A 23,867-nucleotide genomic window follows, 5' to 3' on the forward strand; every position below is an offset into this window, starting at 1 on the left:
GGGCTTTTGGCGCTCGCCTGATACGTGGCGTGCAGGTTCATGGTGAGCGACGCGCTCGCCTGTTGTCGGTAATCCTTGATGCCTTGTTATAAATGTTACAAGGCCTCGGTGGCCTTGCGCAGCCATGCTCTCTCACCCTTGTCGAGGTGTGGCGAGAGCGTGTCGCGCACCTGTTGGTGGTAGTCGTTGAGCCATGCCACCTCCTCGGCGAGCATCATCTCTCGAACGATGGGGGTGGTGTCTATGGGGCAAAGTGTGAGCGACTCGAATTGCAAGAACTGCCCAAACTCTGTCTCCTTGTAGGGTGTGATGAGCAACGTGTTCTCTATGCGCACACCGAAACGCCCCGCAAGGTACAGCCCGGGCTCGTCGGTCACCGTCATGCCGGCCTTGAGCGGTGCGGGCACGTACTCCATGCGTATCTGGTGCGGCCCCTCGTGCACGTTGAGATAGGAGCCCACGCCGTGCCCGGTGCCATGCATATAGTTCATGCCCTCGCGCCACATGGCACTCCGGGTGAGTATGTCCAATTGGGTTCCCGAGGCTCCGCACGGAAACTTGCAAAGCTCAAGCTGGATGTGCCCCTTGAGAACGAGCGTGTAGACACGCCGCTCTTCGTCTGTGAGCGGGCCGAGCGGTATGGTGCGGGTGATATCGGTGGTGCCGTCTTCGTATTGCGCGCCACTGTCCAACAGCAGGAAGCCCCGTGGCTGCAGCGCCGCGTCGGTGTCGGGCGTGGCCTCGTAGTGCACGATGGCCCCATGCTCGGCGTAGCCCGCGATGGTGTCGAAACTGATGTCGCGAAACAACGGTTGCTCGGCGCGCAGGTCGGTGAGCTTCTGGCTGACGGACATCTCTGTCTGCCCGCCCGCCTCGACGGCTGGCTTGAGCCACCGCAAAAACTTGACCATGGCTATGCCGTCCTTGAGCATGGCGTGGCGAAATCCCGCTATCTCCGTGTCGTTTTTCACGGCTTTCATGGCCGGTATGGGCGATGCTTGCCGCACCACTTCCTTGGTATTCACTAATTTGGCCAGTGTGTAGCTCGTCTCCTTGGGGTCCAATAGAATGTTGTACTCAAAATAATCTTTCAGTCCTTTTCGCACATCGGCGTATTGGGCGGTCGCCACTCCTTGGTCGTTGAGGTAACTTGTCACGTCGGCGGAGAGCTTCTCCTTGTCGCAATATAGCGTGGCGTGGTCGCTGTCGATGAGCAGGTAGGCCACGAACACGGGGTTGCAGTGTACGTCTGTGCCTCGCAAGTTGAGCGTCCATGCCACGTCGTCCAACGCCGACACCAACATGCCGTCAGCGTGAAGCTCGCGCAACGCCTGCCTGACACGCGCCAGTTTGCTCTTGGCGGTCTCACCGGCATAAGTCATAGGGTGCACTGTCACCTTGTTGGTGGGTATGGCTGGGCGGTCTGTCCATATATTATTGAGAATGTCAAGGTTGGTGCGCACCGTGATGCCTCCCTCGCGTCGAAGGTCGGCGATGAGGCTCTCGGTGTCGTCAAGCGTGTTGACCATGCCGTCAACGCCCACCGAGGTGCCGCCAAACGCTCGCAATTCGTCACCTATCCATTGGGCGATGGTGGGCGTGCCAGGCATTCTGAGCTTCATCAATTGAAACTCGGTGCCCTCCAATTGCTTGGTCGCCGACAAGAAATAACGGCTGTCTGTCCATAACGCCGCCGACCGAAGGGTCACCACGGCCGTTCCGGCGGAGCCGTCGAAACCGCTAATCCACTGTCGGCCTTTCCATCGATCGGGCACATACTCGCTGTGATGGGGGTCGGTACTTGGAAAAATAAAAGCGTCGAGTTTTTCTCGTCGCATCTCCTCTCTTAGAGCCGATAAACGTTGTTGAATTTTCATAAGATGATTAATTTGCGAAATGGACATGGCAAAGATAGTGCTTTTTAAGAATAAACAACAAATTAAATGGAAAATAAATACCGAATGAACTCGTTTTTTAGTATCTTTGCATTTAATCAACAAGGACTACCTTCATGCCATGTTAAATGGCTGAACAGGCTACCTAACGCTTGGAATACTTCAACTAAATAAACAATAATATTTATGAAATTTTTAACAAACGAAAAACTTGTTATCGTCGGTGCCGGCGGTATGATTGGTTCTAACATGGTACAGAGCGCTTTGATGCTCGGCCTAACGCCTAACATTTGCTTGTACGACATTTACGAGCCGGGTGTGCATGGTGTGTTCAACGAGATGCAACAGTGCGCTTTTCCGGGTGCTAATATCACTTATACGGTTGATCCCGCAGAAGCTTTCACGGGTGCCAAATACATTATATCGTCTGGTGGTGCTCCCCGTAAAGAGGGTATGACGCGCGAGGACCTGCTCAAGGGCAATTGCAAGATTGCTGCTGAGTTTGGCGAGAACATCAAAAAATACTGCCCAGAGGTTAAGTTTGTAGTGGTAATCTTCAACCCTGCCGATGTAACCGCGCTGACCGCGCTGATTCACTCTGGATTGAAACCTAACAAGCTGTCTTCTTTGGCTGGTTTGGACTCCACCCGTTTGCAGCAGGCTTTGGCCTTGGAGTTTGGCGTTCAGCAAGACAAGGTTACTGGCGCTCACACCTATGGTGGCCACGGCGAGCAGATGGCCGTGTTTGCTTCGCAAGTTAAGGTGGACGGTAAGCCATTGTCCGAGATGGGCCTTTCTGACGCTCGTTGGGAAGAAATCAAGCACGACACCGTGCAGGGTGGATCCAAGATTATCAAGCTACGTGGCCGCAGCTCATTCCAAAGCCCCGCTTATCTCGCCGTGAAGATGACAGAGGCCGCTATGGGTGGCGAGAAGTTCACCCTGCCCGCTGGTTGCTATGTTAACGACGAGAAATTAGGTTTCAAGAACGTTATGATGGCCATGCCAACCACTATCGATACTGATGGCGTGCATTATACGGCACCTAAGGGTACGAATGACGAGATGGCTTCGTTGCAAGCATCTTATGAACACCTCTGCAAGATGCGTGACGAGATAGTAAGTCTCAACATCGTTCCTGCTGTAGAGGAATGGAAGAAAGACAACGCCAACCTCTAATGACAGGGTTACGGCATTGCCGTAGACTGATATAAAATGGCCCGGCCAACCGCGAACGCGCGATTGGCCGGGTGTTTTTTGTGCTAGCCGCATGGCTGGCAAGTAACGATCGTGGTATGCGCTAAGCTGATGTCTTGACTATAAAGGTAACATGATAGCCTGCTACGGGGCGTTCTGCCAGTTGCAAGTCGCCCCCGGATACGACCATGAGTTGGCGCGAGAGTGATAGGCCGATGCCTGTTCCGGTGGTCTTGGTGGTGAAAAAAGGCACGAAGATGTCTTTGGCCACGTCGGCCGCGATGGGTGCGCCGTCATTGCTCACCCACAGGGCGCCGTCCCATCTTGCGTCGATTGTGCCGGCTCCTGCCTCCACGGCGTTTTTGACAAGGTTGAGCAGCACTTGTCTCAGCATATTTCCATCGGTGTGGACGATTGTCTCCGCTGGTATGCCAATATGCCACTTGAGATTGCCGAAGAGCGTTCTCAATGAGTTTAGAAGCTCCAACAGGTTTATGTCTGTTGGCACGGCTTCCTGCAATCGGGTGAGCTTGCGGTAACTGTCCACGAAGGCGCACAAGCCGTCGCAAGTGTCGTGGATGGCCCTGATGCCCTCCTCGTAGGGCGAGCCCTTGATGCCCGGGTGGGCGAGATAGGCTTGGCTGATGCTGCTGATGGGCGTTGTGGCGTTCATAATCTCGTGCGTAAGGACGCGCGTGAGGCGTTGCCAAGACTCCACCTCGTGTCTGGCCACAAGCCGGGCGATGTCTTGCCCGAGATCGTTGAGAGTCTCTTGCAATGCTCGCTCGCCCCTGAAGAGCCCTTTGGTAGGTAGCCGGAACATGAAATCATGGTTTAGGATGGCCTCGCGCATCAATTGGGCGCGTCGCGCCAACAGCTTTTGGTGATACAAAAACCATGTGCCAACAGCCAGCGTCGTCACAACTATCACCCCCACAATCCATTCCCAGTTCATCATTTTTCCAACTGTTAGTTTTCCTTAATCCCCTTATGCGCGCGCAGCTTGTACTCATTTGCGCAACTTGGCGTATAGCGTTTGCCGGGTGATGCCCAGCAACTCGGCCGCCTTGCTGATGTTGCCGTGGCAGGTTTCCACCACCTTGCGCACGTGCTCCGCCTCTATCTTGTCGAGCGGTTCCACTCGTTTGTTGCGGTCCACGGCATCTTTCAGTGTACGCACCAACTCATCGTTGTCCCATGGCTTGGTCACGAAATCGGCCGCCCCCGCTTTCAGTCCCTTCACGGCCAACTGCACGTCGGCGTAGGCGGTCATCAGCACCACGGGCGTGTTGGCATGTCGCTTGATGATGGCGTTGAGCCAAACCAGCCCCTCCCTGCCGGAGTTGACACCCATTCCGAAATTCATGTCGAGCAGCACCACGTCCACTTGCTCGCTCGCCAAGGTGGGCAAAATGTCGTCCGGGTGGCTCAGGGCTATGGTCTTGCCAAAGACACCATCGAGGCATATCTTCACGGCGGTGAGCACGCCGGGATTGTCATCCACCACCAATATTGTTCCATACGAAGCCATACGCTATCCGTTTGTGATTGTTTGTGATTGCAGGGAGATCAGGTTGGGGAATTAACGTTACCTATATAATATATAGGAGGTGAGCGGCGCGAGCGTGCCTCTCAACATGCCGCGGCTGACGAAGAACGTGTCTTGGTGAACCTTGTCTTTGTATTTGCCGTTGCGGAGCGAGGTTCTCAGGTTGACAACTTGTGGCTTATGGGAAATGTTGATGATCGCCGCGCCTTTCTTTCCGCGTGTCACCATGATGGCTTGACCGTCGTTTGCGTATGAGACGCTCTCCGGTTGCCCGTGCATGGCCTTTCGGAACATGTTGACAGCCACCACCTCCAGGTGCCTGAAGGCGTCGTTGCCTTTTTTTCCCACAATGTTGTTTCCCCATGTGTTTTGGGGTGAGCTGCCGTCCGGACGACTGTAAAAGAGGGGCGTGCCAAATTGCCGCGCGGTGATAAACACCCAGCCCATGCGTATTTGGTCGTCGGTCAGCGCCGCGCTCTCGTGGCCGTTGCAGTACGTGTCGTGCGACTCGACCCATGTCACCAATCGGCTGGGGGCTGCCGGATGGCAGTATTTGGCTATTTCGTTTGCCTTCCATTCGTGGCCCTCCAGCGCGTGCCTTATGCACCAACCCAGCGCGCTGGCCGTCACGCAGCCTATAGCGTCAGCGTATTCTTTCTCCTTTACATTGGTGTCTTGCAGCACCTCCCCGTATATGAAGAGGCTGTCCGCGGGGATTGCCAATCGCAGGCCCTTGACGGCTTTGCGCCCCGTCGCGACATCCCAAAAGTCGTTTTGGGGTGATTTGGGGTCTTTCGGGTCGCTCGGCAGGCCTATGTGTTTGGCCGTGTCGTAGCGAAAACCGCGCACGCCACACGCCAAGAGATCATTGACATAGGTGAGATAATAATGCTGAAAATCAGGATTCTCGGTGTTTACGTCTGGCAGCCCTCCCATTTGGCCGGTGGTGCATTGCAACCGGTCGCTATAATCTTTTATCTCCGTGAACCCATTGGCGTGGTAAAGGTTGGCGTGCCCTCCGACAGCCGCGTCGAGGTCGGCCTCCACTTGGCAGTCGTTGATGGCGGTGTGGTTGGGCAGCACATCGACTATCACTCGCACGCCATAGCGTTTGGCCTCCTTGCAGAGGGCTATGAGATCGTCTCTGGTGCCCATTTGGTAATTTCCTATTTTCCAGTCAGTGGGCTGGTATTGGTAATACCACTTGCCATGCCCGAACAGCTGATTGCCGCCGCCCTTGTCACGGCTCACCTCAGTGACGCAGCGCTGCGCGGGCGATGTTTGCACGATGGTGTAGCCCGCCTTGGCGATGGCTGCCATGTTCTCGCGTATGGTGTTGAACGACCAGCACCACGCATGCAGTATCACGTCGTCGTTGGACGCTGGCTTGAACGCGTAGCCCTGACGCGATAATAGAAGGGCCAAGGCGAATAATAAGAGCAATTTCTTCATTCTTGTATTGTTAGGATTGGTCACGTATAGTTATTCCAATAGCAAAGATAAGACTATTTCATTGAACATTGGCAAATAGGAATGGCTAATTTTATATGTCATGGTCGAAAAAGCCGCGCGCGCTGCGCTTTTGTCTTTTAAAATTATTTTATTTCTCGCGCCTTTGTGTATGACTTTCATACAAACAGGTGTATGATATTCATACAAACCTCTTCTTGACGCCACAAAATCTTTGTACGGGTGAGCTTGTATTCCTAAATTTGCGGTATAAAACTTGAATGATGAAACGAATAAGTGTAATTCTATCTATGTTGGCGATGTTTTGCGTCCATGTCCATGCCCATGAGGTGTGGTCGGTGGATCGTTGCATGAGGTATGCCGTGGCCCATAGCCATGGGGTGAGGCAACAACAGCTCGCGCTCGATGACAACGAGAGCGACCGCATGAGGGCTTGGGGCGCTTTCTTGCCATCTGTGGAGGCGGGCGTAGGTGGGCAGTTTAACTTCGGCCGCACCATCGACCCGGAGACCAATACCTATACCAACGTGAACACCTTTTATAACAACTACAGCCTCTCGGCCTCGCTGCCGCTCTTTGATGGCATGCGCCGCTACCACGCATTGCGTTTGGCCAAGGTGAACACGCTGCTGGGCAGACAAGCCTTGCGCGCCAAGCAGGACGAGACCGCCATGCAAGTTTACAAAGCGTACGTGAATGTGTGCTACGGCCGCGGGGCGCTCGCCATCGCCACGGACAAGCGCGACGAGAGCGCGGAGCTGCTGCGACGCACGCGTCTCATGGAGCGGGTGGGCACCAAGGGCGGCGCCGATGTGGCCCAAATGGAAGCCACGTTGGCCGCCGACGAGTGTGAGGTGACACGTTGCCAAAACTCGCTCAGCAACGCCACGCTCGCGTTGAAGTCAGCCATGAACTATCCCGCCGATTCCACGTTGACGCTCGACACCTTGGGCGTGAAGCCTATAGCGACACCCATTGCCAGCGCCGCCGATATTTACGCGCGCGCCAAAGCCGTAAACCCCACGCTCAGACAGGCGGAATATGGTGTGGCCGCGGCTCGGCAGTCGCTTGCCATCGCACGTGGAGCATTGTTGCCAACGTTGAGTGTGGGTGGAGGATTGGGGACCACCTATTTTAAGAACCTGCACCAATCGGGAGGCGCGAGTCTTGGAGACCAGTTGCGTAACAACATGGGCAAATATGTTTATGCCACGCTCTCCATTCCCCTTTTCAACCGGTTGGCCACTGTGTCGAGCATACGTCGGGAGCGCAACAGCCTGCGCAAGGCCCGCGAGCGGTTGGACTATGAGCGCTCGGAGCTACGCCGGCTTGTAACCGAGGCGTGGACTGACCTGCAAGACGCATGGGCCGAGCAAGCCAAAACACGGAGCGTGGTTGTGGCGGACAGCATAGCGGCGCGCGTCAGCGTTCGCAAGTATGAGGAGGGAATAGCCTCTCCATTGGATGTGCGAGCCACGGCGGTGGCCCTCGCCCGGAGTCGCGCGCGATATTTGCAAAGCCAACTGAACTGTATGTACAGACAACGAATACTCAACTATTATCAAGGAGACGCATTATGGACAGACCTATAACACACAAGACGGCACTACGCCGCAAGCACTTACCTTTCATCGCCGCCGGTATCGGCGTGTTGGCCCTCGTGGCTTGGATTGTTCTCGGCAACCATGACAGCGCTGTCAGCGTGGACGCGTCGCAGCTCACCATTAGCACCGTCACGCGGGGCCAATTTAACGACTATGTGCGTCTCAACGGCCAAGTAGCGCCCATACAAGTGGTGCAAATATCGCCCGAGGAGGGTGGGATAGTGCGTGAGAAAGTGGTAGAGGAGGGTGCGATGGTACACAAGGGCGACGTGATATTGCGCTTGAGCAACAGCGACCTTGACCTTCAAATCCTCAACGCCGAGGCCGAGTTGGCCGAGAAGCAAAACCTACTGCGCAACACGCAGATTGCCATGCAGCAAGACAATCTTAACAATGAGACCGAGCGCGCCACGCTCGACATGGGCGTGGAGCGCGGTAAGCGCGCCTACCAACAGAACAAACGGCTATATGACGACCACTTGGTGAGTAGAGAGGCCTATGAGCAAAGCAGGGAAGATTACGAGCTGGCATGCCGGAAACAAGCGCTCATACGCAAACGCATAGGTAGGGACGCGGCTTACCGCAAGGCGCAGATGGCGCAGATGGCGGACAATCTCGCCAACATGCGACGCAATGTCTTGCTCGTGCGTGAGCGCAAGAGCAAGCTCGAGGTGCGCTCGGCCATTGACGGAGAACTGGGCTTGCTCGACGTGGAGTTGGGGCAAAGCATCACCCCCGGACAGCGCGTAGGGCAGATAAACGACCTTAGCGACTTCAAAATCACCGCCCTCATAGATGAGCATTACATAGACCGTGTGCGCGCCTCGCTGCCCGCCACTTTTGAGCGTGACGGCAAGACGTTCAAACTGACGGTGCGCAAGGTGTACCCAGAGGTGCGCGACGGCAAGTTTCGCATAGACTTCGCGTTTGTCGGAGCGCGCCCACACAACATAAGGAGCGGCCAAACTTATTACATCAACCTTGAGTTGGGCAAGCCCGAACCGGCAGTGCTCATTCCACGCGGCACGTTTTTCTATACCACGGGCGGTAACTGGATTTTCGTGCTCGACAACAACGGCAAGGCACACCGGCGTAAAATCAGCATAGGCAGGCAGAACCCACAGTATTACGAGGTGACAGAGGGCTTGGCGCCCAACGAGCGTGTTGTGACAAGTGGTTACGAGGCTTTCAAGGACAATGACGTGTTGGAATTAAAATAACAAATAAATAAAACTGCTATGATTAAGATTGAGAACCTGACAAAAATTTTCCGAACGGAAGAAGTGGAGACCGTGGCACTGAACGGCGTGAATATGCAAGTGGGCGACGGAGAGTTTGTAGCCATTATGGGACCGAGCGGATGTGGCAAGTCCACGCTACTCAATATCCTTGGCTTGCTTGACAATCCCACCGAGGGACAATATTTTCTCGATGGCGAGGAAGTGGGACGTTTGAGAGAGAGAAACCGCACGAAATACCGCAAGGGACGCATAGGCTTTGTGTTTCAGAGCTTCAATCTCATCGACGAGCTTACCGTGGAGGAGAACGTGGAGTTGCAACTCAAGTACCTTGACGTGCCTCGGAAGGAGCGCCGTGAGCGCGTGTTGGAGATACTGCGCAAGGTGAACCTGTCCCAACGCGCTCGCCATTATCCGCAACAGTTGTCCGGAGGACAGCAGCAACGTGTGGCCATCGCCCGTGCCGTGGTGGGCCACCCCAAGCTCATTTTGGCCGATGAACCAACGGGAAACCTCGATTCAAAAAACGGCTTGGAGGTGATGCAATTATTGTCCAAACTCAACGCGGAGGGTACCACCATCGTCATGGTGACCCACTCGAGGCATGACGCTACCTATGCCAACCGTGTGGTGAACCTGTTTGACGGACAAATCGTGGAGAGTATGGATGGAATGTTATAAAAAGCGCTATGAAATCATTTTTTCGCTTTCTTCTTCGCAATCCTCTTTATACATTCATTAATATAGTCGGATTAGCAGTCTCGTTAATGTTTGTCATTCTTTTTGGGGATTATACATGGCGGCAATGCACTGTTGACAGCCAACATGACAATGCTGACAGGATAGTTGTTTTGGGCAATCAGAGCAACCTTTACACTTGGCATGGCCCTACGCAAGATTTGGGCAAGATATTGCCGGAGGTGGAAAACACTTGTTGTGTGCTGGCACATAGTGGCAACGTTATGGTCGAGGGCAAGAAAATAGACAGAGGGAGTAACGCCGATGGGCAGAACGCAGCTAATATATTATTGGTCGATTCTTCTTTTTTCAACATCTTTGATTATGATATAGTGGATGGAGACCATCGGTCACCGCTACGCGTCTCGGACAATTGTGTCATCACAGAATCGCTTGCCCATCGTCTTTTTCCTGACGGAAAAGCGATAGGCAAAGGAATAGAGATAGTGGGAGATAGAGACATTTGCATTGCCAACGACAACCCATACGACAGTACGCTTGTCTATACGGTGTCGGCAGTGATGAAAGATTTTGACAAGACTATCTTCCCTAACAGTATCGAGATTGTGGTCCACATGAGTCGACAACCTCAAATATGTGGCTTCACGGCTTCTCCCAATGCGTACGCTTACACGGGCAATGGATATACGAGGTCGTTTTTACTGTTACGCCCGGGAGCCGACTTGTCCTCAAAACGTGACATGATAAAAAAATACATGAATACGAACATTCCTGCCTTGGGGTTCAGCCCGTGGAAGGAAACAACTTTAACGCCTTTGAGAGAACTCATGTTCAGCCCACTCAATGATGGTTGCGGACTCCAAAAGGGAGACCGTGGTCGAATGGGCGTCTTGTTGGCGGTGGTTGTCGCCATCTTTCTTTTCGCTGTCACAAACTATATCAACCTTACCATGGCCAATATGGGATTTAGGTTCAAGGAAATGGCCACCCGTATGCTGTTGGGTAGTGAAAAGATACAAATATCCATGCAACTCATCGCCGAATCGGCGTTTATCGTGTCAATTTCGTTTGGGCTTGGCCTGTTGTTGGCTTTCGCTTTCCAAAACAAAGTGAGCATGTTGTTCAAAGGGCATATCATGTTGCAGCATGACATCAACGTTCTCTCAATTACAATTTGTATAGTGTTTATAGTGGCATTAAGCATATTGTCAGGCATCTTTCCCATTTTGCAAATGGCCAAGTACAAGCCTGTTGACGTGATAAAAGGCTCGTTTCGTTATCATTCCAAGATGTTTTTGGGACGTTTGTTCATCATGTTGCAAAGTATGGTTATGGTCATGATGCTCACGGCCACACTCGTCATATATCTTCAAGTGCGGCATTTGGTCAACGCTCCGTTGGGATTTAATTACGAGAATGTGTTCATGGTGGCTGCCAACAATACTCAGGCCATGCGTGAAGAGTTGGACAAAATGCCTTTCGTTCAGCGAGTGGGATGTTTTGAGGGAACCAGCTTGACCGGTAATAACACAAATATGATTACAATTCATCGGCCTGATAATGATGCCACACAAGACGTCTCGTTCTATACATTGAACATGGACAGTGTGGCACTTGGGATTTATGGCTTAAAACTTTCTGTAGACTATGGCCCTTCCGAAGGCTCATACTATCTAAATGAGAGGGGAGCGCGTTTGCTTGGCCTGCGCGACAATGATCGCGTGTTGACATTGAATGACGGCAAACATCAGTTGTCGGGTATATTTAAAGATTTTCATTTCTGCAATATTTTGATGGAGGCGCAGCCTTTTATCATTCGGATATTAGATCCAGCGGACATGAAAAACATGTTTTTTTTAGTAAAGACCGATGGCTCGCTTCAAGCTGAACAAAGGCTTAAAGAGGCTGTGGCCAGAGTGGATAAAACCAAAGAAGACTTGGAATGGAAAGTTGATAACTTTAAAGAAGATATCAACGCAGCTTTTGAAGACAACAACAACACGTTGCTCATCGTGGTACTGTTTGGTGTAGTGGCATTGTTTATCTCAACGCTGGGGTATATCGGAACGTCTGTCTTTTTCATACGTCAACACAAAAAAGAGGTTGGTATTCGAAAAATAATGGGATGTTCTACAGAATTGGTCCTGTGCAATCTGTTGCGCCGTTTTCTCTCGCCCCTGCTTCTCTCTTATATAATAGCCACTCCTTTGGCATGGTATGTTTTGAGTGAGTGGTTGCGAAATTTCCCATATCGCATCTCGCTTACGCCGTGGATGATGCTGCTGCCAGTGGCTGTTTCGTTTGCCCTGGCACTGTCCTCAGTCTTTCTCCAAACCTTGAGGGCAGCTTGCACAAATCCTGTCAAAACCATTAAAACAGAATGACAATGAAATCATTATTATATTTATTTCGCCGATACAAGTTGGCCGCCACGCTCAACCTGCTCGGGTTGAGCATAGCCATCGCGGCCGCTTACTTGTTCCTGACCCAGGCCCATTACAACAGTTATTACAATCATGGGTTGCCCAATTACGAACGTACGTATCGATTCGAGATTCTCAACGAGGAGGACGGCGGTGGGTGGTCAGACTTTGTGATGCGCCCTTTTGAGGTGGCGTTTGCCACGGTGCCCCACGTGGAGGCCGTGCAGAGCGTTGATATAACCTCGCACGAGTTTGCGGTCAATGTGGGCGATCGTGAGTTTGAGACCACCGTTCTTGCCATGGGACGGCCTGGCCTGCGCTTCTTCGGGGCGAAAATGCTGTATGGCAGTGACAAGGATTGGCAGCACAACGAGCTTGCCGCCATCGTATGCCGCAGCGAGGCCGTCAGACTTTTTGGCACCGAGCGGGCCGTGGGCCGGCAGTTTGTTGACAAGCAGCGCGCCCAAACCTATACGGTGGAGGGTGTGTGCGAAGACTTTCCCGAGAACTGCATGATGCCCAATGGTGTTTACACATGCTATGGCGACCGTTTTTTGGACGACCGCTCGGAGTGGAGTTACGTTGTCTACCTGCGGCTTGACAACGCCGACAATCGTGCCATCGTGGAGAAAGCCCTCAAGCATAAGGTTATGGAACTGTTTGGTATCACAGACGAGCGTAGCTTCGACAGGGAGAGTGGCTTCAAGCTGAGGCTTACATCGATGGCGGACACCTACTTCTCCGGGGTGGGATTGGCCGACAAGGGCAGTCGCAACCTTGTGGGCGTGCTGTATGGCGCCGCTCTCTTCGTGCTCATCGTGGCGCTGCTCAATCTGGTCAACTTCACGTTGGCGCAGGCTCCCATGCGCATGCGCGGCGTCAACACGCGCAGGGTTATGGGTGCGTCTGTGGCGGCATTGCGCTGGCGCGTCATCATCGAAAATCTTGTAATCACGTTGATAGCCATTTTGTTAGCGTCGTTGTGGGTATGGCTTTTCGTCTCGAGCCCCACCTGCATGCGCCTAATTTCGGGCAGTGGATTGCGGTGGTCATTGGCATTTATCACGGCTGTTGGCGCCTTGATGGTCGGTGTGGCGTCGGCCCTTTTCCCCGCGTGGTATGTCACGTCGTTTGCTCCCGCCTTGGCTCTCAAGGGCGCTTTCGGGCTTACGCTGCGTGGACGCAAGTTGCGCTCACTCATGCTCTTCGTGCAGTTTGTTATCGCTTTCGCGTTGGTGGCCTATGTAGGTGTCATGGCATCGCAGTCGCATTACATATTTAACACCGACTATGGCTTTGACAAGGACGAGGTGCTTTTCGCCCAATTGTCACGCGAAGGCATGCACAAGAAAGCCGCCATCGCCAATGAGCTGCGCAAATTGCCATGCGTGGCGAGCACCGCCTATGGCGCGTCTGAGCTTGGTGACGGTGACCTTTTTATGATGTGGGGGCGTGGCGACGACACGCATCGCATGAACTACAATGTCGTGCCGGTGGACAAAGACTACTTGCGCACCATGGGAATACGCATAGTGGAAGGTCGCGACTTCAACGACGCCGACGCCCGGGGGGCTTATATCATCAACCGTAACATGGCCAAGCAGTACGGTTGGCTGCGCGTGGGAAGTCCTATCTCTATCTCCACCAGCGCGTGGGGAGAGGGCGCTTACGATGTGGTGGGCGTTTGCGAGAATTTCAAGCTTACCTCCATGCGCCACGATGACAGCGCCGCGCCAGTGGCGTTCATCATCATGGGCGACGACTACAAAGAGTGGGGTGACCGCTGTGGAATGTTGTTCGTGCGTATCGCGGCCGGTTTTGACAAGAGGGAGGCCAAGCGTCAACTCACTGGCATGTTGCAGAAACTCGACCCATCGCAAGTTTACGAGTTCAGTTTTCTTGACGAAGAACTGCAGCATACCTATCAGGACGAGTTTCGCTTCATATCCCAAGTGCGCACCTTCGCATTGGTATGCCTGCTCGTCACGCTCGTGGGCGTATTCAGCCTGACCATGTTTGAGAGTGAATATCGCCGAAAGGAGATAGCCTTGCGCCGTGTTATGGGAAGCTCCGTGTACCAAGTGTTGCTACTGTTTGTCCGGCGATACCTGCCGTTGCTCATCTTGGCGTTCGTGGTGTCGGTGCCCATAGCATGGTATCTGTCCGACCAATGGCTGCGCAATTTTGCCTCTCACGCACCCATTTGCTGGTGGGTGTTCCCACTGTCGCTCATCGTGGTTTCCGTGCTGGTGACGCTCACGGTGGCTGTACAGAGTTGGCGGGTGGCCACCACCAATCCGGTGCAAAGCATCCGCACCGAGTAGACGACAGACACAAACAGGCCTATCTATCACGCTTCTCGCCATTGTTTGACAGGAAAAAACAGTGGACGAGGAGCGTCTCGTGTTAAAAAAAGTGGACAGGAAACATGCTCCGACTGGTTGTTTTTTTGTATTTTTGCAGAGATAAGTTATTTTTCTCACGTGCTTCAGCTATATGACAAGCGTCATTGACTAAGCGAAAAATCCCTTTATTTTATGCGATCACATTACCAGAGGGCACTTAAAAACCATCTCGCCATACCCTTTGTCAGGTTCATCAATCAAGAGCGATCGGGTGGTATCGTGCTTGCCTTGGCGGTGATAGCGGCCCTCGCCTTGGCTAATTCGCCGCTACGTGACGAATATAATCGTTTTTTCGATTATCACTTTGGTTTTATGTTTAATGGCAAGCCGTTCCTCAATTTCAGCGTGGCCCATTGGATAAACGATGGCTTCATGTCCATGTTCTTCTTCGTGGTTGGCCTTGAGCTAAAGTCTGAGTTTATAGGCGGCGAGCTTCGCGACATTCGCAAGGTCACCTTACCTGTGGCGGCGGCCTTGTTGGGCATGGTGGTCCCCGCCGTTTTATACCTACTTCTCAATGGTTCCGCTCCTGCTGCCAACGGCTGGGGCATCCCCATGGCCACCGACATAGCTTTTGCTTTGGCCGTGGTCTATATGCTTGGCGACCGCGTGCCCATATCGGCCAAGGTGTTTCTCACCACGCTTGCCATTGTGGACGATATAGGAGCCGTTCTCGTCATTGCGCTGTTTTACACCTCTGAGATCTCCTTTGCCAATTTGGCCGTGGGCTTTGCCGTGTTAGGGGTGATGTTTTTGGCCAATAGGTTAGGTGTGAAAAACGTGGTGTTTTATGGGTTGCTGGGAATTGGGGGCGTATGGCTGGCCTTTCTGATGTCAGGTATACACGCCACCATCGCAGCCGTGCTTGCGGCGATGGTAATACCTGCCGACTCGCGTATACCGGAGACGGCTTTCATAGCGCGTATCAAACGCCATGTGCGCTTGTTTGAGAACATGGAGGGCAACGATGTGCGCACCTTGGAACCCGGGCAAGTGGATATTCTCTCCAAGGTATCAGCCGACACCATCCACGCCGTGCCGCCCTTGCAACGGCTGGAGCATGGGTTGCACCCTTGGGTGTCGTTTGTGGTCATGCCCATGTTTGCTTTGGCCAATGCCGGCGTGTCTTTCGTCGACATGGACATGAGTGCCATTACCGGCAGCCATGTTGCGGCTGGTGTGTTGGTGGGCCTTTTGGTTGGCAAGCCGTTGGGCATCGCTGCCGCCGTGTGGCTGACAGAGAAGACGGGGCTTGGGACTCGCTCTCGCTCGCTCACATGGCGTAGAGTAGTTGGGTTAAGTTTTTTGGCATCCATCGGTTTCACCATGTCGATGTTTGTCACGATGTTGGCATTCGATGACATGGCGTTTCAGGTGCAAGCCAAGGTTGGAATCTTTGCCGCTTCAATATTAGGCGGCGTGACAGGTTATCTCATCTTGAGGAAATAAAGTCGCGAGCTCATTGCGTGCGTGCCCATCATCTTGCGTCTTCGTATGGTGATGGGCATGTTTCGTTATTAGCGATGACGAGCCCTTCATCGGGTTTTGGGTGGCGAGCTGTTATTGAACCCTCAGCCCATGCCTGTGCGTGGCAAACGCTGTAATTTATAGGGTGTTCTTATGATTTACCGTGCTCTCGTGACTTTTTGCTTTTATGTATTTGAACGGGAATTATTAAGTGATTGAGCCAAAAGCAGTATTGATATATAAGTAGGTGATAATTGAGGCACTTGTAGCAAGCCATCGTATGATTATCTTTTCATGTTGCTGCCATGAACGCTTGATGCTTTGTGCCTATCCAACGATAAAAAAGGATGTGGTGGTGAGGATTTCCCGTTTTTTTTCTTATATTTGCATGTGCGGTTAATATTGAGCGAAATCGGAACTCCACTTGTCATATTTTATAACATAGTTTGGATGTTGACCGAAGAAACATGACGCATGTGGCCTGTGGCCTGCAACGTGATATAGTCTTTGACCGCAATCTTTATACCCTAAAAAATACGCACTGATGAAAAAGATGAAAGAAATGATTTCTGTATTGTTTTTGGCAACTATTTTAAGTATGGTTCCATGTGCTTTACATGCTGCTGTTGTCAACATTATTCCCATGCCCGTCAAACTGTCTCTGCAACGCGGGGAGTTTCGTTTGCCATCGCGTGTGAGTATAGGTTGCAACTCTGGCGAGAGCCGGATAGTGGGCGACTACCTTGCAAAAAAAATAAAAACCTCGACCGGGTACGTAGTGACAGTATCTAATAAGAAAGGTGTCATCAATATAAATATAGACCCACGTATGCAAATTGACGCCGAGGGTTATAAACTGAAAGTTGGGCCCAAGCGTATTTTGATCAATGCTAAAACCGGCCAAGGAGCCTTCCACGGCGTGCAAACATTGCTACAACTGTTGCCAGCGGAGATAGAAAGCGACTACAAGGTAGACGGCGTGGCATGGGTGGCTCAATGTTGCGACGTAGAGGATTATCCACGGTTTGGTTATCGTGGACTCATGCTTGACCCTTGTCGTCATTTTATCACTGTGGAAAATGTCAAGAAGCAGATAGACGTGATAGCCGCTTTGAAGATGAACACACTGCATCTCCACCTTACGGACGACCAGGGATGGCGGGTGGAAATTAAGAAATACCCTAAGCTCACTACTATTGGTAGCACACGCCATGAAGCAGACGGCACAACATACGGAAACTATTATTATACGCAGGATCAGTTGCGAGAGATTGTTGATTACGCGGCGCAACGCTTTGTCACGGTCATTCCTGAGATAGACCTTCCTGGACATTTCATGGCGGCAATCGCCGCTTATCCAGAATTGTCGTGTACCGGTATTAAGACCACGCCACGTATCGTTTGGGGTATAGAAGATATCGTAATGTGTCCCGGTAAGGAGGATATGTTTGAATTTTTGGAGGAAATATTTCGAGAATTAGCGCCTTTGTTTCCCGGGAAATATTTTCATATAGGTGGTGACGAGTGCCCCAAAAAGATGTGGAAGACTTGCCCGGCTTGTCAAAAGCGTATCAAAGACGAGGGACTTCAGGGGGATGAGAAACGCACGTCCGAGGATAAACTTCAGAGCTACGTGGTGAAACGCGTGGCGAAAATGTTAGAAAAACATGGCAAGACACCCATTGGATGGGACGAAGTTTTGGAAGGAGGGATAAGTGGAAACGTAACGGTGATGTCGTGGCGTGGCATAAAAGGCGGTGTCGAAGCAGCCCAATTAGGCCATGATGTCATTATGAGTCCGGGTTCTAATGGCATGTATCTTGATCATTATCAGGGAGATAGCAAAGTGGAGCCTATAACTATACCCAGTCCGACAAGATCGCTTGAGCTGACCTATAGTTTTGACCCGGTACCAGATGTTATAAAAAAAGCGGGACTCGATAAGCACATAATAGGTGTGCAGTGTAATTATTGGGCAGAGTACATGTATTCTAACGCCAAAATGGAATATATGATGTATCCGCGTGTTCTGGCAGCGGCAGAGGTGGGATGGTCGCCATTGGAGAAAAAAAACTTTGAAGATTTCTGCAAAAGAGTAGATGCCTTTTGCGTGCGTCTTGACAATCGTCAGGTGAATTATCACATACCACTACCTGAGCAACCTTATGGATCGTGCGACAGGGTTGTGATTACAAAAGATACAACGGTGACATTCAAGACTTCGCGCCCAATGCGAATGGTATATACATTGGATGGTACTGCTCCTACCGCAAACTCAACCACATATACCGAACCTATCAGAGTGAGCCATGATTGCGTGATCAGCATTGCTACGATTACGCCGTATGGTAAAATGAGTAAGGTGAGAAACGTACAAGTGGTAAGAAAAAAATACACGCCGGCTGTTGATGTGAAAAATGTAAAACCCGGTTTAAAAATGAAACGTACGATGGGATATTTCCAAAATTTGAATGAGTTGGAATGGTCTGAGACTACATGGGAGATATCTGTAATCAGCGCTCTGGAGGACATGAAGATAAAGCAGGATGATGATTACCTCGTATTGCGTGGCGAAAAATGTTATGCCGCAATTGCCGAAGGTTATGTCAATGTGCCTGAGGATGGAGTGTATTATGTTTCGTCAAGGGTGGACCAAGTGTGGATGGATGGCAAACTGTTGATAGACAACACTGGTGAAGTGAAAGCGCTGTCGCGTCATGACAACAGCGTGGCATTATCCAAAGGACTTCATCCAGTCAAGTTTGTTTTTATAGCAAATATCACGGGAGGATGGCCATCGTGGTGGAACAATCTAAACATGCAAATGCGCAAGGACAGCGCCAAGAAATTTATAAATGTTAGTAATGACCAATTTTTTTATGAAGATTAGGTGTAGGTGGGTTATGTAAAATGCTTTTGACAAGTTAGAATTGACATGTGATATACAAGTTGATATGCAAGCTAAAATGAATGACTAACCCTGTATACCATTGATGGCGCAAATAAACAGACTATTGGTTAAATTGAAAAAAAATCGATAAATAATAAGTGTGACGATGCTAATCTGTAAAAATGGTCACATAATAATATACTGAGCAAATAAATATCAGATAAAGAAGGGAATATTCTTCGGTCTAAAAGAAAAAGAGTTAAACATTTGGATAATAGAAAAATAAGCAGTAATTTTGCACTCGCATTTTGTGGCATTGCCTCATTTTGTTATGTTTTACATTTAAAAATCAAAACCAAAACAACATGATTATTGTACCAGTTAAGGATGGTGAGAACATCGAAAGAGCTCTTAAAAAATTCAAGAGAAAGTTTGAAAGGACAGGCGTTATAAGGGAGCTTCGCGCTCGTCAGCAATATGATAAGCCATCTGTCTTGAAACGTCTCCAGAAAGAGCGCGCCATCTACGTACAGAAGCTTCGTCAGGAAGAAGAGTAAAAAACTTCTTGAAAATTTTGGTAGTTCCAATAATTTTCCATATATTCGTTGCCAGAAATATCGTGAAAACGAAACGCGACACCACTTGACAATGATAGAAGAATTTTTGAACTATCTGCGGTATGAGCAGCGACGCTCGTCACTGACGATAAAAAGTTATTCGGAGGATTTATACGCTTTTGAATTATTTTTCAAGAATTTGAACGATCAACTCTCGTGGGAGTCGTTAGACTCGGATGTCATTCGCGATTGGATGGAGAGCATGATGGATAAGGGAAACAATGCTGCAAGTGTGAATAGACGGTTGTCTGCTTTGCGTTCCTTTTATCGTTTTGCATTTGCTCGGAAATTAGTGAGTAAAGATCCGGTACACCACGTTGCTGGCCCCAAAAAGCGCAAGCCGCTGCCACAGTTCTTGAAAGAGAGCGATATGGACAGGCTTTTGGATGACACAGAATGGGGAAACGGATATGAGGACGTGCGTGCTCGTACGGTCATCATGATGTTTTACGAGACGGGAATGCGCCTTTCGGAATTGATTGCGCTCAATGACGATGCTGTGGACATGAGCGTTGGGCAACTCAAAGTGACAGGCAAGGGTAACAAACAGCGCTTTATTCCGTTTGGGGAAGAGCTGTGTAGGACGATTGCTCATTACATTGCGGTGAGAAATAGTGAGGTAAATGCGTTAGACGAGGCATTGTTTCTGACGAAAGAAGGTCGGCGCATGAAGCCAGCTCAGGTGCGTAATGAGGTGAAAAAAAATCTTGCGAGGTTTTGCACTTTGAAGAAATTGTCCCCTCATGTGCTTAGGCATACTTTTGCTACTTCGATGCTCAATCACGGTGCATGTATAGAGAGTATAAAACTGTTGTTGGGGCATGAAAGCGTCTCCACCACGGAGATCTACACGCATACCACGTTCGAGCAACTTAAACGAGTATATGAAGAAGCCCATCCGCGGGCATGAGTTTAACCTTTAAAATAGTAGGTAACTATGGAAATTAGGATTCAGTCGATTCGCTTCGACGCTACCGAGAAGTTGCAGGCGTTCATCGAAAAGAAGGTCGCCAAGTTGGAAAAAACATTTGAAGATATTCAGAAGGTAGATGTGCAATTAAAAGTTGTGAAACCCTCGACATCATTAAATAAAGAAACAAGTATTACGGTGTCTGTCCCAGGTGGCAGTCCGCTTTTTGTGGCAAAAACTTGTGACACCTTTGAAGAGGGTGTGGATCAATGTGTAGACGCGTTGAAAGTGCAACTTGAGAAATTCAAGGAAAAGTTAAGAAGACATTGAAAAAATCATCAAAAAGTTTTGAAGATTAAAAAATAAACAGTATCTTTGCAGCCGTTTTACAACAAATCCTTTGCGAGTGTCGCGTAGACCGGCTGCTGGGATATATGCCTCTTTAGCTCAGTTGGCCAGAGCACGTGATTTGTAATCTCGGGGTCGTTGGTTCGAATCCGACAAGAGGCTCTCCCGAAAACTTTTGGATAGGACTGTAGGGAAATATTGCGGGTGGTTACCAGAGTGGCCAAATGGGGCAGACTGTAAATCTGCTGGCTCTTGCCTACGGTGGTTCGAATCCATCACCACCCACTTCTTCGATCAGGAGATAAACGCGGAAATAGCTCAGTTGATAGAGCACTAGCCTTCCAAGCTGGGGGTCGCGGGTTTGAGCCCCGTTTTCCGCTCATGGATTTCTTCGCTGTAATAGCTCAGTGGTAGAGCACTTCCTTGGTAAGGAAGAGGTCCCGAGTTCAACTCTCGGTTACAGCTCGAGACAGTGACCTGAGTAGAAGAATGTATAGATAGATTTAATTTATTATAATAAAAAAGTAAAGCTATGGCTAAAGAGACGTACGTGCGCACGAAACCGCATGTTAACATTGGTACAATTGGTCACGTAGACCACGGTAAAACTACTCTGACCGCAGCAATTTCTAAGACTTTGCATGAGCGTTTGGGTACGGGTGAGGATGTTAAATCTTTCGATCAGATTGACAATGCTCCCGAGGAGAAAGAGCGTGGTATTACCATCAACTCTTCTCACATTGAGTATGAAACAGAAAAGCGTCACTACGCACACGTAGACTGCCCGGGCCACGCTGACTATGTGAAGAACATGGTTACTGGTGCCGCTCAGATGGATGGTGCTATTCTTGTATGCGCTGCTACGGATGGTCCTATGCCTCAGACACGTGAGCACGTGTTGCTCGCTCGTCAGGTGAATGTGCCCCGATTGGTTGTTTTCTTGAACAAATGTGATGACCCTGAAGTTGACGAGGAAATGATAGACCTCGTTAAGATGGATGTTCAGGATCTTTTGACTTCTTATGGTTATGAGGAAGATACTCCTATCATTTGTGGCTCAGCTCTTGGTGCACTGAATGGTGTTGAGAAATGGCAAAATTCTATTATGGAATTGATGGATGCTGTGGACACCTGGATTGAGGAACCTGAGCGCATGGTGGACAAACCTTTCCTGATGCCAGTTGAGGACGTTTTCTCTATCACTGGTCGTGGTACTGTTGCAACAGGTCGTATCGAAACAGGTCGTTGCAAGATAGGTGACGAGGTTCAGCTGCTCGGTTTGGGCGAGGACAAGAAATCTACGATTACTGGTGTTGAGATGTTCCGCAAGATTCTTGAGGAAGGTGAAGCTGGTGATAATGTAGGTCTGTTACTTCGTGGTATTGAGAAAAACGAGGTTAAACGTGGTATGGTGGTTGTGCACCCGGGTGCCATCACTCCTCACGATCACTTCAAGGCTTCGGTTTATGTGCTGAAGAAAGAAGAGGGTGGACGTCACACCCCATTTGGTAACAAATATCGTCCTCAGTTCTATCTTCGTACAATGGACTGTACTGGTGAAATTACTCTTCCAGAAGGCGTAGACATGGTAATGCCTGGTGACAACGTTGAGATCGAGGTAACTTTGATATATCGTGTTGCATTGAATGAAGGTCTCCGTTTCGCTATCCGTGAAGGTGGCCGCACAGTAGGCTCTGGCCAGATTACAGAGATACTTCCCGATGTAAAAGAAGCATAAATTGCTATTCTTTTCATAGATAATATAAAAGTCTCCGCAACTGCGGTTACGGAGACTTTTTCTTACGGGTTTAGCTCAGTTGGTAGAGCACTGGTCTCCAAAACCAGGTGTCGAGAGTTCGAGTCTTTCAACCCGTGCAAATAAAAAGATAATATGTTTAAAAAAATAGTAAAGAAAATAGTAGACTATTGCAAGGCATGTTACGATGAGCTTGCGCATAAAACTACTTGGCCAACACGTGCTGAACTTACCCATAGTGCAGTGATTGTATTATCTGCTTCCCTTGTCATTGCTATTGTGGTGTTCGCAATGGATCTCGTGTTTAAGAACCTAATGGGTGTAATTTATCCAGGTTAATCAATTAAGAAGATGGCTGTAACAGGAAAAAATTGGTATGTATTGCGTGTTGTTAGTGGAAAAGAGGCTAAATTGAAAGATTATATTGAGGCCGAAATGAAACACAACAAGCTACTTGCTGATAATGTTTTTCAGGTGTTAATTCCTATGGAGAAACATGCTACTGTGCGTAACGGCAAACGTGTGGAGAGAGAGAAGACCTCTCTTCCTGGTTATATCTTCGTAGAAGCTGTGCTAATAGGTGATGTGGCTGCTACATTGCGGTTTATGCCTAATTGCTTAGGCTTTATTGGTGGTTTGGATAATCCTAATCCGGTTCCTCAATCGCAAATCAATCGAATGATTGGTGCCGCTGAAGAGACAGACATTGATAACGAGGTATCGATTCCTTATGTTCTCGATGAGACGGTAAAGGTGACAGACGGTCCATTTTCAGGTTTTGAGGGAGTGATCGAGGAGATCAATTCTGAAAAACATAAATTGAAGGTGATGGTAAAGATCTTTGGACGTAAAACTCCATTAGAGCTTGGTTTTATGCAAGTTGAAAAGGTTGCGGAATAGTTGTTACGGACTAAACTGCGACTTTATATATTTCAATTTTTTAATTAGAAAGAAATGGCTAAAGAAGTTGCTGGATTAATCAAATTACAGATTAAAGGTGGCGCTGCTAATCCTTCCCCTCCCGTAGGACCTGCTTTAGGTTCTAAAGGTATTAATATCATGGGATTTTGTAAGGAGTTCAACGCCCGCACCCAGGATAAAGCTGGCAAGATATTACCAGTTGTTATCACATACTATACTGACAAGTCATTCAGTTTTGTGATCAAAACTCCTCCCGCTGCTGTTCAGCTCAGAGAAGTTGCGAAAGTAAAATCTGGATCAAGCCAGCCAAATCGTAAAAAAGTCGCTTCTGTTACTTGGGATCAGGTGAGAGCTATTGCCCAAGACAAGATGACAGATCTGAACTGCTTCACGATACAGAGTGCTATGAGACTCGTTGCTGGTACTGCACGTAGTATGGGTATAACTGTAAAAGGGGACTTCCCTGAAGAATAATTGA

19 protein-coding genes and 5 tRNA genes are annotated in these 23,867 nt (G+C 49.9%); 20 read left to right on the plus strand and 4 right to left on the minus strand.

Going from position 1 to position 23,867, the window contains the following annotated elements:
• Positions 1-95: 95 nt before the first annotated feature.
• Positions 96-1,877, minus strand: a complete 1,782-nt coding sequence (locus C7379_RS10540; protein WP_116617278.1) for an aminopeptidase P family protein — start codon at positions 1,875-1,877, stop codon at positions 96-98.
• 204 nt (positions 1,878-2,081) lie between these two features.
• Here C7379_RS10540 and C7379_RS10545 point away from each other — a divergent pair, with 204 nt between their 5' ends.
• Entirely contained in the window at positions 2,082-3,074 is a 993-nt protein-coding gene (locus tag C7379_RS10545) for a malate dehydrogenase (RefSeq protein ID WP_116617279.1), read from the plus strand.
• A 121-nt stretch (positions 3,075-3,195) separates the two neighbouring features.
• On the opposite strand, the gene C7379_RS10550 is transcribed toward C7379_RS10545, so the two are convergent.
• The 3 genes from C7379_RS10550 to C7379_RS10560 are packed head-to-tail and all read right to left on the minus strand — an operon-like array spanning position 3,196 to position 6,093.
• The gene (locus C7379_RS10550; protein WP_243406782.1) at positions 3,196-4,050 is read right to left on the minus strand and encodes a sensor histidine kinase; all 855 of its coding nucleotides are present in this window, start codon (positions 4,048-4,050) and stop codon (positions 3,196-3,198) included.
• Between the two features lie 51 nt (positions 4,051-4,101).
• A complete protein-coding gene (locus C7379_RS10555; RefSeq protein WP_116617280.1) occupies positions 4,102-4,623 on the minus strand; it encodes a response regulator in 522 nt (173 codons plus the stop codon).
• A gap of 57 nt (positions 4,624-4,680) precedes the next feature.
• A complete protein-coding gene (locus C7379_RS10560) occupies positions 4,681-6,093 on the minus strand; it encodes an alpha-amylase family glycosyl hydrolase (protein ID WP_116617281.1) in 1,413 nt (470 codons plus the stop codon).
• Between the two features lie 278 nt (positions 6,094-6,371).
• On the opposite strand from C7379_RS10560, the gene C7379_RS10565 reads away from it, so the two are divergent.
• The 19 genes from C7379_RS10565 (at position 6,372) to rplK (ending at position 23,863) form a co-directional block, all read left to right on the plus strand.
• Positions 6,372-7,703, plus strand: a complete 1,332-nt coding sequence (locus C7379_RS10565; RefSeq protein ID WP_116617282.1) for a TolC family protein — start codon at positions 6,372-6,374, stop codon at positions 7,701-7,703.
• Complete coding sequence (locus C7379_RS10570) at positions 7,688-8,935, plus strand: efflux RND transporter periplasmic adaptor subunit (protein WP_116617283.1); 1,248 nt, start codon at positions 7,688-7,690, stop codon at positions 8,933-8,935. Before C7379_RS10565 ends, C7379_RS10570 begins: the two co-directional genes overlap by 16 nt.
• Before the next feature lie 18 nt (positions 8,936-8,953).
• Positions 8,954-9,634: an ABC transporter ATP-binding protein gene (locus C7379_RS10575; RefSeq protein WP_116617284.1), complete on the plus strand. Its 681-nt coding sequence runs from the start codon at positions 8,954-8,956 to the stop codon at positions 9,632-9,634.
• A gap of 8 nt (positions 9,635-9,642) precedes the next feature.
• Positions 9,643-12,036, plus strand: a complete 2,394-nt coding sequence (locus C7379_RS10580) for an ABC transporter permease (RefSeq protein ID WP_116617285.1) — start codon at positions 9,643-9,645, stop codon at positions 12,034-12,036.
• Between the two features lie 2 nt (positions 12,037-12,038).
• On the plus strand, positions 12,039-14,399 hold the full coding sequence (locus C7379_RS10585; protein WP_165815065.1) for an ABC transporter permease: 2,361 nt from the start codon (positions 12,039-12,041) through the stop codon (positions 14,397-14,399).
• Positions 14,400-14,612: 213 nt separating this feature from the next.
• Positions 14,613-15,929, plus strand: coding sequence for a Na+/H+ antiporter NhaA (gene nhaA, locus C7379_RS10590; protein WP_116617287.1), 1,317 nt, complete (start codon positions 14,613-14,615; stop codon positions 15,927-15,929).
• A 571-nt stretch (positions 15,930-16,500) separates the two neighbouring features.
• Positions 16,501-18,837, plus strand: coding sequence for a family 20 glycosylhydrolase (locus tag C7379_RS10595; protein ID WP_419185314.1), 2,337 nt, complete (start codon positions 16,501-16,503; stop codon positions 18,835-18,837).
• Positions 18,838-19,202: 365 nt separating this feature from the next.
• Positions 19,203-19,394, plus strand: coding sequence for a 30S ribosomal protein S21 (gene rpsU, locus C7379_RS10600; RefSeq protein ID WP_116617301.1), 192 nt, complete (start codon positions 19,203-19,205; stop codon positions 19,392-19,394).
• A gap of 91 nt (positions 19,395-19,485) precedes the next feature.
• The gene (locus C7379_RS10605) at positions 19,486-20,364 is read left to right on the plus strand and encodes a tyrosine-type recombinase/integrase (protein WP_116617289.1); all 879 of its coding nucleotides are present in this window, start codon (positions 19,486-19,488) and stop codon (positions 20,362-20,364) included.
• Positions 20,365-20,391: 27 nt separating this feature from the next.
• Positions 20,392-20,694: a ribosome hibernation-promoting factor, HPF/YfiA family gene (hpf, locus tag C7379_RS10610; RefSeq protein WP_116617290.1), complete on the plus strand. Its 303-nt coding sequence runs from the start codon at positions 20,392-20,394 to the stop codon at positions 20,692-20,694.
• A 106-nt stretch (positions 20,695-20,800) separates the two neighbouring features.
• Positions 20,801-20,874: transfer RNA gene (locus C7379_RS10615), tRNA-Thr, on the plus strand.
• Positions 20,875-20,914: 40 nt separating this feature from the next.
• Positions 20,915-20,997: transfer RNA gene (locus tag C7379_RS10620), tRNA-Tyr, on the plus strand.
• Between the two features lie 22 nt (positions 20,998-21,019).
• Positions 21,020-21,092, plus strand: a tRNA-Gly gene (locus C7379_RS10625).
• Between the two features lie 13 nt (positions 21,093-21,105).
• A tRNA-Thr gene (locus C7379_RS10630) sits at positions 21,106-21,177 on the plus strand.
• Between the two features lie 67 nt (positions 21,178-21,244).
• Positions 21,245-22,450: an elongation factor Tu gene (tuf, locus tag C7379_RS10635; protein ID WP_116617291.1), complete on the plus strand. Its 1,206-nt coding sequence runs from the start codon at positions 21,245-21,247 to the stop codon at positions 22,448-22,450.
• A gap of 64 nt (positions 22,451-22,514) precedes the next feature.
• Positions 22,515-22,587 (plus strand) — tRNA-Trp (locus tag C7379_RS10640).
• A 28-nt stretch (positions 22,588-22,615) separates the two neighbouring features.
• The gene (secE, locus tag C7379_RS10645) at positions 22,616-22,807 is read left to right on the plus strand and encodes a preprotein translocase subunit SecE (RefSeq protein ID WP_116617302.1); all 192 of its coding nucleotides are present in this window, start codon (positions 22,616-22,618) and stop codon (positions 22,805-22,807) included.
• 12 nt (positions 22,808-22,819) lie between these two features.
• Entirely contained in the window at positions 22,820-23,368 is a 549-nt protein-coding gene (gene nusG, locus C7379_RS10650; RefSeq protein ID WP_116617292.1) for a transcription termination/antitermination protein NusG, read from the plus strand.
• Between the two features lie 54 nt (positions 23,369-23,422).
• The gene (gene rplK, locus C7379_RS10655) at positions 23,423-23,863 is read left to right on the plus strand and encodes a 50S ribosomal protein L11 (RefSeq protein WP_116617293.1); all 441 of its coding nucleotides are present in this window, start codon (positions 23,423-23,425) and stop codon (positions 23,861-23,863) included.
• Positions 23,864-23,867 lie beyond the last annotated feature (4 nt).

This window comes from Hallella colorans (assembly GCF_003096815.1).
In the GTDB taxonomy this organism is placed as follows: Bacteria; Bacteroidota; Bacteroidia; order Bacteroidales; family Bacteroidaceae; genus Prevotella; species Prevotella colorans.